The organism is Methylophaga sp. UBA2496 (assembly GCF_002341635.1).
Taxonomy (GTDB): Bacteria; Pseudomonadota; Gammaproteobacteria; order Nitrosococcales; family Methylophagaceae; genus Methylophaga.
Genome location: NZ_DDOK01000008.1, coordinates 1 through 17,423 on the forward strand (window position 1 = coordinate 1; position 17,423 = coordinate 17,423).

General features: G+C 46.3%; 19 protein-coding genes and 1 tRNA gene. 2 read left to right on the top strand and 18 right to left on the bottom strand.

Features of this window, described 5'->3' with window-relative positions:
* Positions 1 to 97 precede the first annotated feature (97 nt).
* The 16 genes from B2W60_RS12100 to glnE form a co-directional block, all read right to left on the bottom strand.
* Positions 98 to 173: transfer RNA gene (locus tag B2W60_RS12100), tRNA-Lys, on the bottom strand.
* Between the two features lie 140 nt (positions 174 to 313).
* Positions 314 to 982 (bottom strand): 7-cyano-7-deazaguanine synthase QueC, encoded by a 669-nt coding sequence (gene queC / locus B2W60_RS12105; protein WP_292361182.1) that lies wholly within the window; start codon positions 980 to 982, stop codon positions 314 to 316.
* Positions 979 to 1,623, bottom strand: coding sequence for a 7-carboxy-7-deazaguanine synthase QueE (gene queE, locus B2W60_RS12110; RefSeq protein WP_414673271.1), 645 nt, complete (start codon positions 1,621 to 1,623; stop codon positions 979 to 981). Before queE ends, queC begins: the two co-directional genes overlap by 4 nt.
* Positions 1,624 to 1,643: 20 nt before the next feature.
* Positions 1,644 to 2,480, bottom strand: a complete 837-nt coding sequence (gene ybgF / locus B2W60_RS12115; protein ID WP_292361184.1) for a tol-pal system protein YbgF — start codon at positions 2,478 to 2,480, stop codon at positions 1,644 to 1,646.
* A 1-nt stretch (position 2,481) separates the two neighbouring features.
* On the bottom strand, positions 2,482 to 3,051 hold the full coding sequence (gene pal / locus B2W60_RS12120) for a peptidoglycan-associated lipoprotein Pal (protein ID WP_292361185.1): 570 nt from the start codon (positions 3,049 to 3,051) through the stop codon (positions 2,482 to 2,484).
* Between the two features lie 21 nt (positions 3,052 to 3,072).
* Entirely contained in the window at positions 3,073 to 4,371 is a 1,299-nt protein-coding gene (gene tolB, locus B2W60_RS12125) for a Tol-Pal system beta propeller repeat protein TolB (RefSeq protein WP_292361186.1), read from the bottom strand.
* A 12-nt stretch (positions 4,372 to 4,383) separates the two neighbouring features.
* Entirely contained in the window at positions 4,384 to 5,544 is a 1,161-nt protein-coding gene (tolA, locus tag B2W60_RS12130; protein ID WP_292361187.1) for a cell envelope integrity protein TolA, read from the bottom strand.
* A 5-nt stretch (positions 5,545 to 5,549) separates the two neighbouring features.
* Positions 5,550 to 5,996, bottom strand: a complete 447-nt coding sequence (gene tolR, locus B2W60_RS12135) for a protein TolR (protein ID WP_292361188.1) — start codon at positions 5,994 to 5,996, stop codon at positions 5,550 to 5,552.
* A gap of 14 nt (positions 5,997 to 6,010) precedes the next feature.
* Complete coding sequence (gene tolQ / locus B2W60_RS12140; protein ID WP_300497907.1) at positions 6,011 to 6,658, bottom strand: protein TolQ; 648 nt, start codon at positions 6,656 to 6,658, stop codon at positions 6,011 to 6,013.
* Positions 6,659 to 6,668: 10 nt separating this feature from the next.
* Positions 6,669 to 7,073, bottom strand: coding sequence for a tol-pal system-associated acyl-CoA thioesterase (gene ybgC / locus B2W60_RS12145; RefSeq protein WP_292361190.1), 405 nt, complete (start codon positions 7,071 to 7,073; stop codon positions 6,669 to 6,671).
* Positions 7,073 to 8,086: a Holliday junction branch migration DNA helicase RuvB gene (gene ruvB, locus B2W60_RS12150; protein ID WP_292361191.1), complete on the bottom strand. Its 1,014-nt coding sequence runs from the start codon at positions 8,084 to 8,086 to the stop codon at positions 7,073 to 7,075. The genes ybgC and ruvB overlap by 1 nt, the downstream gene beginning before the upstream one ends.
* Before the next feature lie 2 nt (positions 8,087 to 8,088).
* Positions 8,089 to 8,685 carry a Holliday junction branch migration protein RuvA gene (ruvA, locus tag B2W60_RS12155; protein WP_292361192.1) on the bottom strand — a complete coding sequence of 199 codons (597 nt, stop codon included), beginning with the start codon at positions 8,683 to 8,685 and terminating at the stop codon, positions 8,089 to 8,091.
* The gene (gene ruvC / locus B2W60_RS12160; protein ID WP_292361193.1) at positions 8,682 to 9,221 is read right to left on the bottom strand and encodes a crossover junction endodeoxyribonuclease RuvC; all 540 of its coding nucleotides are present in this window, start codon (positions 9,219 to 9,221) and stop codon (positions 8,682 to 8,684) included. The genes ruvA and ruvC overlap by 4 nt, the downstream gene beginning before the upstream one ends.
* A gap of 259 nt (positions 9,222 to 9,480) precedes the next feature.
* On the bottom strand, positions 9,481 to 10,230 hold the full coding sequence (locus B2W60_RS12165) for a YebC/PmpR family DNA-binding transcriptional regulator (protein ID WP_292361194.1): 750 nt from the start codon (positions 10,228 to 10,230) through the stop codon (positions 9,481 to 9,483).
* Positions 10,231 to 10,275: 45 nt separating this feature from the next.
* On the bottom strand, positions 10,276 to 11,205 hold the full coding sequence (locus tag B2W60_RS12170; RefSeq protein WP_292361195.1) for a branched-chain amino acid transaminase: 930 nt from the start codon (positions 11,203 to 11,205) through the stop codon (positions 10,276 to 10,278).
* A gap of 44 nt (positions 11,206 to 11,249) precedes the next feature.
* Positions 11,250 to 14,048: a bifunctional [glutamate--ammonia ligase]-adenylyl-L-tyrosine phosphorylase/[glutamate--ammonia-ligase] adenylyltransferase gene (gene glnE, locus B2W60_RS12175; RefSeq protein ID WP_292361196.1), complete on the bottom strand. Its 2,799-nt coding sequence runs from the start codon at positions 14,046 to 14,048 to the stop codon at positions 11,250 to 11,252.
* Between the two features lie 161 nt (positions 14,049 to 14,209).
* Here glnE and B2W60_RS12180 point away from each other — a divergent pair, with 161 nt between their 5' ends.
* Together B2W60_RS12180 and B2W60_RS12185 are read left to right on the top strand one after the other, a co-directional pair.
* On the top strand, positions 14,210 to 14,830 hold the full coding sequence (locus B2W60_RS12180; RefSeq protein WP_292361197.1) for an alternative oxidase: 621 nt from the start codon (positions 14,210 to 14,212) through the stop codon (positions 14,828 to 14,830).
* 69 nt (positions 14,831 to 14,899) lie between these two features.
* Entirely contained in the window at positions 14,900 to 15,268 is a 369-nt protein-coding gene (locus B2W60_RS12185; protein ID WP_292361198.1) for a DUF6164 family protein, read from the top strand.
* 93 nt (positions 15,269 to 15,361) lie between these two features.
* On the opposite strand, the gene groL is transcribed toward B2W60_RS12185, so the two are convergent.
* Both groL and groES read right to left on the bottom strand, forming a co-directional pair.
* Positions 15,362 to 16,990: a chaperonin GroEL gene (gene groL / locus B2W60_RS12190; RefSeq protein WP_292361199.1), complete on the bottom strand. Its 1,629-nt coding sequence runs from the start codon at positions 16,988 to 16,990 to the stop codon at positions 15,362 to 15,364.
* 59 nt (positions 16,991 to 17,049) lie between these two features.
* On the bottom strand, positions 17,050 to 17,340 hold the full coding sequence (gene groES / locus B2W60_RS12195) for a co-chaperone GroES (protein ID WP_292361200.1): 291 nt from the start codon (positions 17,338 to 17,340) through the stop codon (positions 17,050 to 17,052).
* Between the last annotated feature and the right edge of the window lie 83 nt (positions 17,341 to 17,423).

Genomic DNA, 17,423 nt, shown 5'->3' on the forward strand with positions numbered 1-17,423 from the left:
CAAAGAAGCGAGAATTATACAGCCACTCGCCGGGCTGTCAACAACAATTATTACAGAATTATGAAACTAGAATAAAACTGAAATTTTGCAGAAAAAATGGTGGGCCGTCTGCGACTCGAACGCAGGACCATCGGATTAAAAGTCCGGTGCTCTACCAACTGAGCTAACGGCCCAAACCAAGCGCGACATAATACTATAGTTGATAAAAATGACAACCCCAGTTGCCAATATTTTTCTATTTTACTGACATACAAAGTCGGGGGGAGTCTTGCAGAAAACAGGTAGTTGCTGATTCTTACCAAGAAACAATAACTTATTGATAACGTGTTGGGTCTGCTAATCCAGCATCAATAAAACCTTGTCGTCTCAAGCGACAGGAATCACATTGTCCACACGCCCTGCCTTGCGCATCAGCCTGGTAGCAAGAGACTGTTTCACTGTACTCAATCCCCAGCTCCGTACCACGCTTGACGATTTCTGACTTTGATAGATGCATCAATGGAGCTTTTATATATATAGCGGAACCTTCAACTGCAGATTTGGTTGCCAGGTTTGCCAGTTTTTCAAATGCATCGATAAATTCAGGGCGGCAATCGGGATAACCAGAATAATCAACGGCATTAACCCCTACAAAAATGGCTTCGGCATTAAGCACCTCTGCCCATCCCAAAGCAATCGAAAGGAAAACCGTATTTCTTGCCGGAACATAGGTAACAGGAATACCCTTCTGTTCTGACTCAGGCACATCGATGTCATCGGTTAACGCTGAACCACCGATGGCACGCAGATCAATTTGTATTACTTTGTGACTGACAACATTAGCTTTTTTAGCCAGATTTTCTGCGGCTACAAGTTCGGTTTTGTGTCGCTGGCCATAATCAAAGCTGATACTGAAGCATTCATAACCTTCAGCTTTGGCTATTGCCAAGGCCGTAACCGAATCCAATCCGCCGGAAAGTAATATGACCGCACGTTTATTCATTTGCCTTGCGCATCGTTCCATAAATATTTATGCAGTTGAATTTGCATTCTCACTGGCAGGTTATCGGCAACAATCCATTCAGCCAAGTCAGTTGGGTTTAAATCACCATGTACCGGGGAAAACAATACCTCACAACGATGGGTTAATTCGAAATGTGATATCTGCTGGCAGGCCCAATCATAATCTTCACGATTGCAGATAACGAATTTAACCTGATCCTGGAGGTTTAACAGATCGATATTGCTGTAACGGTTTTTGGAGACTTCGCCTGATGCGGGGGTTTTTAAATCCATAACCCTTACAACCCGTGGATCGATATTACTGATGTCCATCGCTCCGCTGGTTTCCAATGACACTTCGACATCTAAATCACACAAGGCGCTTAATAATTCCCGGCAAGTATTTTGCGCCAGCGGTTCACCACCGGTCACTGTGACATAGCGGGGACTAAAGCCTTTAACTTCAGTAACAATGTCACTGATTTCCATCTTTTTCCCGCCATGAAATGCATAAGCAGTATCACAATAACCACAGCGTAAAGGACAGCCCGTAAGTCTTACAAAAACGGTGGGCAGACCTACTGTCCGGGTTTCACCTTGCAATGAATAGAAAATCTCGGTGATACGACATTGAGCCATCAGTTCGTTCTACAAATAATCTTTTATTGCGCATTTTGCTGAATGCGATCCAGACGCACTCGGGCTAAACGTGAAGCAGATGTATCAGGATATTTTTGAATCACCAAATTCAGCGTTTCCTGAGCTTTGCCAGTATCACCAGTTTCATATTCGCTAAAGCCACGCTTTAGTAAAGCATCTGAGACTTTATTGCTATCCGGATAGTTGGATAGCACTTTATCAAAAGCCACTATAGCCTTATCAAATTCACGTAATACGTAATGCGCTTCTCCTTGCCAATAATAAACATTTGGCAGATAGGTGCTGTTTGGATAATTTTGCGGAAACTCTCCTAAAGCCGTTAAAGCTTCCTGGTAACGTCCACCGCGTAAATCCTGTAAGGCAGACTGGTAAGCAGCTTCACCACTTTCAACGGCAACCGGAGCAAGGGTGTCAATTTCCCCATTATCAATGGCAGAGTCTCGAGCAGTTTGTTCTAACTCGTTATCAGCCAACTCTGCACCAGCAGCTTCACTGGTCATGGAAGCTGACTCATCTCGAGTGGGTTCTTGTGCTGCCGCAGGCTGCTGCTGGACTTCAGTCAAACGTTGGTCTAAATCAAGATACTGTTCCCGCTGACGCTGCTGCATCTGATCGATTTTATGACTGAGCTCTTCATTCGCTCCATTCAAACGCTGAATTTCACGCTGAAGTTGATCCACCTGAGTGAGCAATGAAGTTAACCCTTGTCCTTGGATGATTCGCTCAAGTCTATCCATACGTGCTTGTATGGATTCCTGCTCAGCCCAAGAAACAGTGGGCGCCAAGAAAGCGCCCACCATTATTGCTATTGCAAGTTGTTTTCGCTTTTTAAAAGGCATATCAACGACCAATATAAATTATTTCAACTCGACGGTTTTGAGACCATGCAGATTCATCGCTACCATCAACTGCGGGACGTTCTTCCCCAAAACTGGTTACCCGGAATTGTTGAGCACTGGCACCCTGCAACATCAATAATTGACGAATAGACAGAGCACGACGTTCACCTAAAGCAAGGTTGTATTCACGTGACCCCCGTTCATCAGTATGTCCTTCCAGTCTCACACTCAAATTTGGATTTTTGCCCAAATATTCTGCATGGGCTTCAACAATCGGCTGATCCTGCGGTCTGACGCTGGCACTATCGTAATCAAAGTAAATTACCCGATTGGATAATGGGTTGGAAGGATCATTCAATTCACTTCCGGCGTAACCGTCTTCGCCAACAATTACACTCGCTTCAGCACCCAAATCACTACCATCAGCGCCTTGACCTGAAACACCTGATGTCGATGCGCCATTGCGCTCTTCCACCAGCACATCATCCGTTCCATCTTTAGTTGCATTACTACTACAGGCATTCAATAGGAACAATGCAACAAACAGAGCCGAGAATTTATAACGATTCATAACAAACACTCCTGACATAAATTATTTTTTCAGCGGAGACCATGCTGGTTCACGCACGACAATTCCGGATTCGCTCAAACGTTGATGGATCCGGCCATCAACAGAGACAGCAGCTAATACACCGCTACCTTTTTGCTCAGTAGCATACAGGATCATTTGACCATTTGGAGCAAAACTCGGTGACTCGGCGCGTCCTGACTCAGTCAGAACTTGCATCGCTCCGGTTTTCAAATCCTGTACTGCAATATAGAAACGACCATTCGCGCCGTGCACCATGGTTAATTTACGTCCATCCGGTGATATATCAGGAGACGCATTGTAATTACCTTCGAAACTGACCCGTTCGGCCCGACCGCCGTTTGCAGAAACCCGGTAGATTTGTGGGCGACCACCACGGTCAGATGTGAAATAAATGTCTTTACTATCAGGTGACCAGACGGCTTCAGTATCTATGGCCTGGGCATTATTGGTTACACGAATTAAATCACCACTTGTCAACTCCAGAACATACACTTCAGGATTACCATTCCTGGACAGGGTCAGTGCCAGTTTTCGACCATCTGGCGACCATGATGGCGCGCTGTTTATACCCTCAAAAGAAGCGACAGATTTACGTTGACCACTTTGCAGCTGTTGAACATAAACTTCTGACTTTCCATTTTCAAAAGAAACATAAGCAAGCTGGTTTCCATCAGGCGCCCAGGCTGGCGACATAATTGGCTGAGTTGATTGTAATACGGTGCGCGGATTTGCTCCATCAGCATCCGAAATTTGTAATGCAAAACGCTTTTTCCCATCGCCAGCAGTGACTTGAGTAACAAAAGCCAGTCGTGTTGAAAATATACCTTTCTCACCCGTAAGTGTTTCATAAATCAGATCAGCAATCTGGTGTCCTAATGCTCTCAGGCCCGATGCGGGTACTTGATATCTTTTACCCGCCAACTGTTGTCCACGGTAAACATCAAAGAGTTGGAACTGAACCTGAAAATTCTCTCCATCCTGACTACTGATTTTTCCGATAACGAGTCCTTCCGATCTCAATAAACGCCAGTCAGCAAAATTGACCTGTGACTGTTCGCTGGGCCGGGATACAAGATCCTGTTCATCCAATGGGGCAAAACGACCACTGCTTTCGAGATCGTTACGAATAATTTTCGTAATATCTTCGGGTGCTTTCAGCCCTTCACTTCCGAAAGGAACAATAGCAATTGGTAATGCTGCATCTGATCCGCCAGTTATCTCAATAGTCAGTAAGGCTTGTGCTTGTAAAGGTAACAAAGCAAGCACAAAGCCTAGCTTTAACAACCATTTCTTTATCATCACGTTCGCCTCTTATTCTGGTCTGAATACAAAATTAAAACTTTTAAATTCCGCTGCCGCTTTCGCATCACTTGGAAGTGGCAATGGTGAGGATTTGTAGACTGCACTTTCTGCGGATCGATCAAAAATCGCATTCCCGCTGCTTTTAACGATGGTGACTTCCCCAACATCTCCGCCAGGCAATGTTCGTATCCGTAATGTCACTTCCAAGCCCCGGTCAGCATTCGCTGGTTTATTCCAAAATCGTTTTACCCGTTGCTGAATGATTTGTGAATACTCATCTACCACGCCTCTTACCCGGCGACCTTCACGCTCGGCTTGTTCTGCTTCCAATTGGCGCTGTAAATCTGCTTCGGCCTGACGACGTGCATCTTCTTCAGCTTTGCGTTTCGCTTCCTCGGCTGCTTTACGCTTAGCTTCTTCTTCAGCCTTTCGCTTGGCCTCTTCCTCAGCTTTACGTTTCGCTTCTTCTTCGGCCTTACGTTTGGCCTCTTCTTCCGCTTTGCGTTTGGCCTCTTCCTCAGCTTGACGCTTCGCTTCTTCTTCCGCTTTACGTCTGGCTTCTTCTTCAGCTTTGCGTTTGGCTTCAGCTTCTTCTCTGGCTTTTTCCGCAGCTAACCTTTCCGCCTCAGCTTTCTGTTTGGCTTCTTCGGCTGCTTTTCGTTCGGCCTCTGCCTGCTGTTTAGCTTCCTCAGCCTTCTGACGTTCCAGCTCTGCTTGTTTGCGTGCTTCTTCCTGCTCAACTCGTTGCTGTTCAAGTTCTTTTAGGCGTTGCTGTTCTTTTTCAGCTTCTTGTTTTAAGCGTTGTTGTTCTTGCTCTGCTTCCTGTTTGCGTTTTTCAGCCTCCAGCTTCGCACGCTCTTGCATGTCCAGCAGTTCCTGCTCTTGACGTGCCAGTTCCTGTTGGGATTTTTCAAGTTGTTCATCCAGCTTTTGCTGACGCTCTTCTTCAGCAGCACGTTTGCTGTCTTCCGCCTCCTGCAATCGTGCCATTTCTTCAAGAACTAACTCTTCATCCATTACCGTGGCTTGTACTATCTCCACTTCCGGCTGGCCAAACTGGCGAATCTCAGTGGGCATATCAAAGCTGAATATCAATAGCAAAAACAGCAATACATGCAGTACTGTTGAGGCTCCACCGGCAAGAAAGGTTTGCACAATAGAATGCTTCATATTAATTACTGTGTTTCCGTTTCCGGACGTTGAGTTATTAAACCGACATTAGGTACGCCAGCCTTTTGCAATAAAGCCATAGCCCCTACCACCTGTCCATAACTTGCTGAACTGTCGCCTTTGACCATGACGGGTGTCTGAGGGTTGCGACGTAATACCGCCGAGACCCTGGCAACCAGCTCTTGCGCGCCGATACTTTCGTCTTGATTATCACCGACAGAAGCGTAGTAATTACCCTCCGCATCCACGGAAATCACCAGTGGTTCTAGATTTTCCGGGGCTTCGACAGGGTTGGCATCCGCTTGCGGCAAATCTACCTGTACCCCTTGTGTTAACAAAGGAGCAGTAATCATAAAGATGATCAACAGTACCAGCATAACGTCGATATACGGTACGACATTAATTTCTGCCATAGGCTTGCGACGTTGGCGTTGTTGTTTATAAAGCGCCATAGTTGGCTCCGTTATTAACCTTGTTGCCGTTGCAAAATTGAAGAGAATTCTTCAACGAAATTGTCATAACGACTAATCAATCTCTCTACTTCATGTGAATAGCGGTTATATGCCACAACCGCTGGAATCGCAGCGAACAACCCCATTGCTGTGGCGATTAACGCTTCAGCGATACCAGGCGCCACCATTGCCAGTGTCGCTTGTTGGACTTCACCTAAAGCACGGAATGAATTCATGATACCCCAGACCGTTCCGAATAAACCAATGTAAGGGCTGGTTGAGCCGGCTGTGGCAAGGAAAGGTAATGACACTTCTAACTCATCCATTTCTCTGGACAGAGAAATACGCATTACTCTCTGAGTACCTTCCAACACATAAGTCGAATCTGTGGAAGTTTTTTTCAAACGGACAAATTCCTTAAAACCTGCCTCAAAAATACCTTCCATACCTCTACCAGAATGCGGCCTGGCGGTTATATCCTCATAGAGTCTGTTTAATTCATTTCCTGACCAGAATTTATCTTCGAACAAGTCAGCATCTCGCCGTGCTTCGGCAAGTTCACTACGTTTTTTGAAAATAATAGTCCAGGAATAAACTGATATCAGCAGCAAAATCAGCATCACAATCTGTACCAACAAACTGGCTTCAGATATCAGGGACATCAAGGATAGATCAGCATTCACATTGCATCTCCGTCAAAATAAAAGAAGGTATAGGGCACGGCTTAAATCGCAGAGCATCCAGACAAGCCACTCTGACTGACGCACTGCACAACAGTTCGTCGTCACGCAATATTGATTGTTCAAACTGCATGCTTGCACCGCTCGTTTGTGTCATTTCAGATCGAATCATTAAGGCATCGTTAAATCGTGCCGGTCGACGAAAATTGATTTGCATCGAATGGACTGCAAACAGACAATTATGCTCGTCTTTTAAAACGTTCTGTTCAAAACCAAGCTGGCGCAGCCATTCGGTTCGCGCCCGCTCCATAAATTTCAGATAATTTGCGTGATAGACCACGCCACCACTATCGGTATCTTCGTAATACACCCTTACCGGCCAATCAAAAGACTGCATTAATCACCTGTAAGATCCAAATCCGGTGTCAACCCCAAATGTAAAAAGGCCCGTTTGGTGGCAATTCGGCCACGAGGTGTCCGCATAATAAACCCTTCCTGTATCAGAAAAGGTTCAATAACATCCTCAATCGTGCCTCGTTCTTCGCCAATGGCGGCTGCCAAATTATCCAGCCCAACTGGCCCGCCCGAAAACTTTTCAATAATGGCCAACAAAAGTTTACGGTCCAACATATCAAAACCAAACTTATCAACATCCAGTAAATCCAGTGCCTGTCGAGCAATTTCCGCTGTCACCACACCATCAAACCGGACTTCCGCATAATCTCTTACCCGCCGCAAAAGTCGATTCGCGATTCGTGGAGTTCCCCTCGAACGATGAGCAATTTCGCCTGCTCCAGTTATGTCCAGAGAGACACCCAAAATACCTGCGCTACGTTGCACAATCGTACTTAAATCAGCAACATTATAAAATTCCAATCGCTGCACAATGCCAAAACGATCCCGTAATGGCGAGGTCAAAGAACCCGCACGCGTTGTGGCTCCGACTAAGGTAAAAGGTTCGAGATCCAGCTTAATCGAACGTGCTGCCGGCCCTTCACCAATCATGATATCGATTTGGTAATCTTCCATTGCCGGGTACAGCACTTCTTCAACCACCGGACTCAGTCGATGAATTTCATCGACAAACAATACATCATTCGGTTCCAGATTCGTCAATAATGCTGCCAAATCACCCGGACGTTCCAATACCGGACCTGACGTTTGTCTTAAATTCACTCCCATTTCATGGGCGATAATATGTGCCAATGTGGTCTTACCAAGTCCGGGGGGACCAAAAATAAGCGTGTGATCCAATGCTTCCTTACGTTTACGAGCAGCAGAAACAAATAACTCCATCTGCTCACGAACCACTGGCTGACCGATATAATCCTGCAAACTGAGAGGTCTGATAGCACGATCCACCCGTTCATCATCATTTACTGTTTGCGGGGAAATAAATCGTTCATCCATAGTTAATTTCGCTGCAATGCCTGTCTGATGATTTGCTCAGTTGTCATATCCTGTGCATCAAAACTACGGATCATTCTGTCTGCTTCGGCGGCTTTATACCCTAAAGCTACCAAAGCTTCCAGTGCTTCTTTTCGTGCCCCGCCAGCGCTCGGCATATTCGTGGTAATTTGCTCATCAAGTCCCATCGCGGAACCCACTTCTTTAAGCCTGTCGCGCATCTCAATGATAAGACGATCAGCTGTCTTTTTACCGACACCGGGCAGCCGCGTCAAACTTGCGGCATCCCCCTCCTGGACACTTCTTGCAAAGCTGTCCACATCACTACCGGATAAAATGGTCAATGCCAGTTTTGCTCCAACCCCATTCACCTTCAATAAACTGCGAAATAATAATCGTTCGCGTGTAGTAGCAAAACCATACAGTAACTGAGCGTCTTCACGCACCACCAAATGGGTATATAAACTTACTTTTTCATTAAGTGGCGGCAAATTGACAAATGTCGACATTGGAGCCGAAACTTCATAGCCAACCCCTTGCACATCCAATACTAATTCAGGGGGCTGTTTTTCGATAATAATTCCAGTTAAACGGCCAATCATCTGCTATAGCGTCCTCCTCGACGACGACTGAGCCGCATTCCTGCGGGAAGTTTATTAGTGAGACTATCCAGAGCAGCATGATTCGCATGAGTGACCGCACACGCCAAAGCATCGGCGGCATCTTCCAGTGGCGCTTCTTTAAGTTGCAACATGACCGTCATCATATACTGAACCTGTTCTTTTTTGGCATGTCCATTGCCCACAACGGCTTTTTTAATTTGGGTTGCGGAATATTCATGGACAAGCAGTTGTTGATTGACCGCAGCACAAATGGCCGCACCCCGCGCCTGACCAAGTTTTAAAGCGGAGTCGGCATTTTTATGCAGAAATACCTGTTCGATGGCCATGATGTCGGGCTGATAGCGCTGGATGATATCTGTTAATCCCTCGAAAATCTGCTTAAGCCGGTTGGCAAAATCACCATCCCCGACCAGCAGTCTGCCGCTAATAACATGATTAATTTGTTTACCATCAAGCTCTATGATGCCAAAACCGGTTTTCCGAGAACCAGGATCCACACCAAGAATGCGCGCCATAACTAGTGTTCTCTCATCGTGATATTGGGACCTTCAGTTGTTTCTGTCAGCATTCATGGCAAGGCGCGGCTAGCGAGAAATGATAACCACCTTGTAAGAAAAACAACGCGGCCAGGGAACCCTTTAAGCGTATATGTATTGCCCCGCCACTACATTGCATCACTTGGCAAGGGGAAAAACATTACCTGCACAATGCGCCTTGTTGCATGCCAGCATATACACACTGATGACCACAATATCAAAATCAGAAAGCACCAAATCAACTACCCAGCTGCGCCATCACCTCATCGGAGAAATCAGCGTTTGAGTATACCTGTTGCACATCATCCAGCTCTTCAAATGCTTCAATCATCGCGATAGCTTTTTGCGCGTCATCCAGATCCAGGCTGACGGTATTGTCCGGGTGCATAGTGACTTCAGCTGATTGTGCCTCAAATCCTGCTGCATCCAAAGCATCTTTAACGGCGGCATAGTCATCCGGCGTAGTAAACACATCGATGGAACCGTCGTCATTGGTGACAATATCTTCAGCACCAGCTTCCAGTGCCACTTCCATGACCGCGTCTTCGTCTACACCTGGCGCCAGACTGATAATCCCTTTTTGATTAAACATAAAGGCCACGCAGCCATCGGTGCCCATGTTGCCACCGCGTTTACTGAAAACATGGCGGACTTCGGCCACAGTACGATTACGATTATCCGTCATACAATCCACCATAATGGCGATGCCATTTGGTCCGTAACCTTCATACCGTACTTCTTCATAGGCCGCGCCTTCCAGCTCGCCAGCACCACGTTTTGAAGCGCGTTCGATAACATCTTTAGTCATATTACTGCCCAAAGCCTTATCAATGGCAGCACGTAATCGCGGGTTAGTGGCAGGATCACTGCCCCCCATTCTGGCAGCGACAGTAATTTCACGAATCAACCGCGTGAAAAGTTTGCCGCGTTTGGCATCTTGCGCACCTTTTCTATGCTGAATATTCGCCCACTTACTATGACCTGCCATTTGGTACTAACCTCTTTGTTATTACGTAATACGAGTGTTAAGCAATTAAACCAGTGTATTCCAGTCGCGATAATATTCGCTACGACCATACACCTGATCGAAATACATGCTTTGTAATTGTTCAGTTATCGGGCCGCGTTTACCTTCACCGATTGGACGATTATCCAGTTCACGAATTGGGGTTACTTCCGCTGCCGTTCCAGTGAAAAAAGCTTCATCACAGATATACACTTCATCACGGGTAATGCGTTTTTCAACCACTTTCAAACCGATATCATTGGCCAGGCGCATAACCGTATCACGGGTAATACCTTCCAGTGCAGAAGTCAGCTCCGGTGTATAAAGCACGCCATCACGGATCATAAAAAAGTTCTCACCACTGCCTTCTGTGACAAAACCATTGGCATCCAGTAATAACGCTTCGTCATAACCATCGTTCACAGCTTCCTGTAACGCCATCATTGAATTCATATAGTTGCCATTGGCTTTGGCTTTACACATGGTGATATTCACATGATGACGGGTAAATGAAGACGTTTTGATGCGAATACCTCGCGTCATATTTTCTTCACCCAGATACGAGCCCCAGCTCCAGGCAGCTACCATGACATGTGTATTGAGGTTGTCTGCACGGATTCCCATACCTTCAGACCCATAAAAACACATTGGACGTATATAGGCCGAATCCAGTTTGTTGTCACGAACCACTGCACGTTGCGCTTCATTTAGCGTCGCTTTATCAAACGGCATTTTCATACCGAGAATCTTCGCACTGCGGAATAAACGGTCGGTATGTTCCTGCAGTCGGAAAATAGCGGTCCCAGCATCTGTTTTGTAGGCGCGAACACCTTCAAACACGCCCATACCGTAGTGCAGGGTATGCGTCAGAACATGGACTTTTGCTTCACGCCAAGGCACGAATTCGCCATCCAACCAGATAACGCCATCACGATCTGCCATTGTTACTGCTGCCATAATTACCTACTTTCAAGACTTAAATTGATATCAAACCGGTTTATTTAGTTTAACCAGCGCTGCCAAATTGTTTTTACTTGTTGCTGAAAATCGGCCACTTTGGCCACCGGCAGCACTGCCGGTTGTTCCTGCAGGACACAATGATTTGCTTCGCTACGATAATAACGATAGGCATCCGCTAGCATAGATCCTTCCTGCTGACTGAGTCTGCCGGTCGCCACCAATGCATCCAAAATCCGGATATTATCGGTGTAAACCATTAGATCAGGCAAGCTTGATGACCAGGCCAGCACAGCATATTGCACCATAAATTCAATATCAGTGATACCACCTATACCCTGCTTGAGATCAAAAAGGCCTTCTGCAGACTTATCCAGTTGCTGCCGCATTTTCTGGCGCATTTCGCTGACTTCTTTCGCCAGATCTGACTCTTCGCGAGGCTTGGACAAAACTTGCTGCCGAATGTTACTGAACTGTTCTGTCAATTTTTTATCGCCTGCGACACATCTCGCTCTGACCAGGGCCTGATGTTCCCAGGTCCAGGCTTCATTTTGCTGATAATCTGCAAAACCGGAGATCGGACTCACCAATAAACCAGAATTACCTCTGGGTCGTAGGCGCATATCCACTTCATAAAGCACGCCACCGGAGGTGACGGTGTTCAACAAATGGATCATGCGCTGGGCCAGCCGTGTATAAAACACCATTACATCAACCGGCTTATCACCATCGGTGGTGCCTTCACGGGCATCATCGAATACAAATACCAAATCCAGATCCGAACCATAGCCCAGTTCCAATCCACCTAATTTTCCATAGGCAATCACACTAAAACCACAGCACGACATATCATTTGCATCTGCGCCCGGAGGCAAGCCATGACGACTACTCAGATATAACCAGGCCAATTGCAATACGCGTTCTAACTGAATTTCCGCCAGTTCGCTCAACTGATCTCCCACGCGCATTAATGGAAGAACCTCAGTCACATCAGCAGCCGCGACATGTAAGGTGGCAATCTGCCTGAATTCGCGCAATAAATTCATTTGCTGTTCAAGATCGGTCTCTTCAGCAACAGATAAGAACTGTTCCAATAAAGCTTTTTGCTGTTCCCGGCCAGGCACTTCGTATAATGTTCGGGGATCCAACAGTTCATCCAGCAGGACGGGGTAACGCGCCAATTGATGGCTGATTAATGGACTTGCCGCACATAATTTGACCAATTGCGACAGGGCCAGCGTATTCTCGACTAACAGTGACATATAGGCAGAACGCCGCATGATGGACTCTAAAAGTGGCATCATTCGTTTCAAACAGATATCCGGTTGTTCGGTTCCAGCTGCCGCCTGGACAAGTAATGGCAGAAGTTTTTTTAATCTGCCACGTCCTGTGTGACTAAGCTTTTTGACGCTGTTTTGCTCAAGTAAATTTTCAATGATTAGCTGTGACTGCTGTGGATCGTCATATCCCCATTTTTCCAGATAAGCAATAACTTCAGATTCACCTGCGGTTAGTAAAGCAATGGTCTCGGCTTTATCATCATCAGCCTGCGGGGCGGTAAGCAACTGCTCGAAATGTTCATGCACCTGCTGGCGATGTTCATTCAATGTTTTGATAAAACCAGCCCAGTTTGCAAAGCCCATGCTGTTGGCCAGCCTGGTTTGTGCTTCACTGTCCTTGGGCAATAAATGAGTCTGCTGATCGGCCCAGGCCTGAATACGATGCTCAGTGTGCCGCAAAAATACATAGGCCTCTTTTAACGCCGTTATCGCATAACCTGACAATAATTTTCTGTCAGCCAATAACTCCAGAATTGTCAGGATCGGCCGTTGTTGCAAAGATTTATCCCGTCCGCCATAGATTAATTGAAATACCTGACCGATAAACTCGATTTCACGAATTCCACCAGCACCTAATTTAATATTATCTTCCATTCCTTTCAGATGTAGCTGGCCAGCAATCATTGATTTCATTTCCCGTAATGAATCAAACATGCCGTAATCAAGATAACGTCGATATACAAATGGACGTAACAGCTCAGTGATGGCTTTTCTATCCTGTTCGGTGCCGGTAACGGGTCTTGCTTTAATCATCGCGTAACGTTCCCATTCACGGCCTTGCGTCTGGTAGTACTCCTCCATTGCATCAAAACTGGCCACCAATGAACCGCTATCTCCAAAAGGACGTAACCGCATATCCACCCGGAACACAAAGCCATCGACTGTGACATTATCTAAAGCCTGAATCAGCTTACGACCCAACCGCGTAAAAAACTCTTCATTGGTCAGGCTTTTTCTGGCGCCTTGCGTTTCGCCTTCAGCAGGGTAGGTAAAAATCAAATCGATATCAGAAGACAGGTTGAGCTCTCCTGCCCCCATCTTCCCCATACCTAAAACAATTAATTGTTGTGCTTTACCATGCTCATCCAATGGTGTCCCTAACAGCTGAGTTTGCCATTGATAAAGCTTGTTCAGTGCTTGCTCAACACAGCAATCAGCCAATGCAGTCAACTCACGCACTGTCTCAGCCAGATCCGCCCAACCACTTAAATCCCGCCAGATAATGCGTACCATTTCACGCTGGCGAAAGATTCGAAGCTGCTGATGTAAAGATGCCTCGTCATTTACCTCAGCAAGTCGGGATTGCAAGCGTTGCTGATAACCATCCCCCTCATAGGCCATTTCCAAATCACCGCTTTGAAACAACTCAATCAGACGTTGTGGTTGTCTGTCGCCCTGATTCATTACGTATTCACTGGCCGCTAATACTGTCATGGCAGAATGCAGCAGATTTTGTTTATTTTGCAAAATCGATTGCCAATGGTCACTGAGTGGTGGTGTCATGCTTGCCTCATTTGATTTCGCGATGCACAGTATCTGAAAATGTGTCTAAACTAACAGAACATTTAGACTATCGCGATGGCAGAAGAACGAAATTTTCACGCATCTCTAACTTACATTTTGCTATCACCTTATTAACTTCCGTCTCGTCAAAGGAGACCATGATGGACAGCACAAGAAATAGCGCTCCGCACCACACACCGGAATGCGTTTCAGATCGCGTTGCGCTGGCAATTGTTAAATTTATGCGTTTTTTTGCTGACGTGTTTTTTTCGGGTCGCTATGGACATCGTGCTGTCGTACTGGAAACGGTTGCTGCTGTTCCAGGTATGGTTGGCGGAGCCTTACAACACCTTCGTTCATTACGTCGAATGCAGGATGATGATGGCTGGATCAGCACCTTGCTGGAGGAAGCTGACAATGAACGTATGCATTTGCTGACCTTTGTACATATTGCCAAACCCAGCTGGCTGGAACGCGTATTGATCATTATTGCCCAGGGTGTGTTTTATAATTTGTTCTTTATTCTTTACCTGTTTTCATCTCGTGTTGCGCACCGAATTGTGGGCTATTTAGAGGAGGAAGCGGTATACAGCTACAGCGAATATCTGGCCGGAATTGACGCGGGAAAATACGAAAATGTAGCCGCACCGCAAGTTGCCATTGATTACTGGAATCTGCCTGCAGAGGCCCGTTTGCGTGATGTTATATTGGTAGTAAGAGATGATGAGGCAAAGCATCGTGACGTGAATCATGATTTTGCCAACCAATTGCAAAACGCATAAGATACCGCGGCGACACAGATTGATTAAGGTATGACAGACTTCACATTGCGCTAACAGACAGGGACGACTATGGCGACTTTACTTTTCCGACTTAATAATGTGCCTGAAGACGAAGCTGAAGACGTTCGGCAATTACTGGATGACAAAGGCTTTGCCTTTTACGAAACTCATGCCGGATTCTTTGGCTTAGGTGTTGCCGCTATCTGGCTGGTCAACGACAATCAGCTACCGCTTGCCAAAGCCATTTTGGATGAATATCAGGCCAAACGGGCCATTGAACAACGTCAGCAATACGAATCACTGCGTGCCAGTGGTGAAATCCCCGGTTTTTTCCAATCCATTTTGCAACACCCATTTCGCTTTATAGGCGTTCTGTTGTTAGTGCTCTTTGTACTCAGTTTGATGCTGATACCTTTTTGGAATACGTTGCATCCTTGATAAAGTCATTGCTAAACACCTAATAAAAAGCCCCACCTCTATCGAGGCAGGGCTTTTGTTTGTGCTAAAAGCTGAATTAACAGATGTAATAAATTACATCATGCCGCCCATGCCGCCCATATCAGGCATTGCAGGCGCTTCATCTTTAGGTAATTCAGCAATCATGGCTTCAGTGGTCAACATCAGACCCGCAACCGAGCCGGCATTTTGTAATGCAGTACGCGTGACTTTAGTTGGATCCAGAATACCCATTTCAATCATGTCGCCATATTCACCAGTCGCAGCGTTGTAACCATAGTTACCTTTACCGGCAACGACTTCATTCAAGACAACAGATGCTTCATCGCCAGAGTTGGTGACGATTTGACGCAAAGGTTCCTGCATTGCACGACGTGCAATAGCAATACCAGCATCCTGATCCAGATTGTCACCTTTCAGCTCGCCCAGGCTCACTTCGGCACGGACCAAAGCCACACCACCACCAGCAACTACGCCTTCTTCAACCGCAGCACGTGTGGCATGTAACGCATCTTCAACACGCGCTTTTTTCTCTTTCATCTCAATTTCAGAGCCAGCACCTACACGAATAACGGCAACACCACCGGCTAATTTAGCCACGCGTTCCTGCAGTTTTTCTTTGTCGTAGTCTGAAGATGAATCAGCAATCTGTGCACGAATCTGCTCAACACGCGCGGTGATTTCATCAGCACGACCAGCACCATCAATAATAGTGGTGTTTTCTTTGCTGACAGAAATTTTCTTCGCCTGACCCAGATCGTCAAGGGTAACTTTTTCCAGATTCAGGCCAACTTCTTCCGAAATAACCGTACCGCCGGTTAACACAGCGATATCTTCCAACATCGCTTTACGACGATCACCAAATCCAGGTGCTTTAACAGCACAGACTTTAACGATACCACGCATGTTATTCACAACCAGAGTCGCCAACGCTTCGCCTTCAACATCTTCTGAAACGATCAGCAACGGACGGCTGGACTTAGCGACAGCTTCCAATGTTGGCAGCAGTTCACGGATGTTAGAGATTTTTTTGTCGTACAGCAGAACGTAAGGGTCATCCAGGTTGGCTGACATGGTTTGCTGTTCGTTGACAAAGTAGGGAGACAGGTAGCCACGGTCAAACTGCATACCTTCAACAACGTCGAGTTCATTTTCAAAGCCACGACCGTCTTCAACCGTGATAACACCTTCTTTACCGACTTTTTTCATTGCTTCAGCAATGATGTCACCAACTGATTTGTCAGAGTTGGCAGAGATCGTACCGACTTGGGCGATAGCCTTGTCATCATCACAAGGTGATGACATTTTTTTCAGTTCATCAACTGCTGCAGTCACTGCCTTGTCGATACCGCGTTTCAGATCCATGGGGTTCATACCCGCTGTGACTGATTTCATGCCTTCACGCAAGATAGCTTGAGCAAGAACGGTAGCAGTCGTGGTACCGTCACCGGCAGCATCAGACGTTTGCGAAGCAACCTCTTTCACCATTTGGGCGCCCATATTCTCGAATTTATCCTCGAGCTCAATTTCTTTGGCAACAGAAACACCATCTTTAGTAATGGTGGGTGCACCGTAGCTTTTGTCCAAAATAACATTGCGACCTTTCGGTCCTAATGTCACTTTTACCGCATTAGCCAGCGTGTTAACGCCTTTGACCATTAGCTGGCGCGCATCAGCGCCAAATTTGACTTCTTTAGCAGCCATTTTAATTCCTCTTTATAGCTATGTTTAACGTAACCAGATGTGAAATCGTCGGGAAGCGCTTAAGCTTCGATCACAGCAACGATATCGTCTTCACGCATTACCAGCAGTTCTTCGCCTTCCACTTTGACTTCAGTGCCGGCATATTTGCCAAACAGCACTTTGTCACCGACTTTAACAGCCAGAGGACGGACGTCACCAGAATCGGTAGGTTTGCCGTTACCCGCTGCGATAATTTCGCCACGGGATGGTTTTTCTGCTGCATTGTCAGGAATGACAATTCCGCCAGCAGAGGTAGTTTCTTCTTCCATGCGACGAACAATCACACGATCATGAAGGGGACGAAGGTTCATTAGTTTTATCCTCCAAAAGTAACAAAAAATGACCAAGAAAATTCCAGGAACCCCTTTAATGGGGCTGCCAGAACAAACTTCAA